Below are 278 nucleotides of genomic sequence, written 5' to 3' on the forward strand. Positions count from 1 at the left end.
GAGACCTTTGCAAAATTCCCCAAAATCCCCTAAATTCCCACCAAGACATTTAGGGGATTTCTCATGAGCACCTTCTTCCAGCAAACCGCACAAGCCATGATTGCCAAACACATCGACCGTTTCCCACTATTGAAGTTGGATCAGCTGATTGATTGGAAACCGATCGAACAATACCTGAATCGTCAAAGAACCCGTTACCTTCGAGACCACCGCGGCCGTCCCGCCTATCCCCTGTTGTCCATGTTCAAAGCCGTCCTGCTCGGACAATGGCACAGCCT

1 pseudogene is annotated in these 278 nt (G+C 50.0%); it reads left to right on the plus strand.

Features of this window, described 5'->3' with window-relative positions:
* Nucleotides 1–63: 63 nt before the first annotated feature.
* A pseudogene (locus tag ACTHSN_RS10800) lies at nucleotides 64–278 on the plus strand (IS5/IS1182 family transposase); the annotation flags it as partial.

This window comes from Neisseria sp. P0009.S010 (assembly GCF_051958545.1).
Classification (GTDB): domain Bacteria; phylum Pseudomonadota; class Gammaproteobacteria; order Burkholderiales; family Neisseriaceae; genus Neisseria; species Neisseria subflava_A.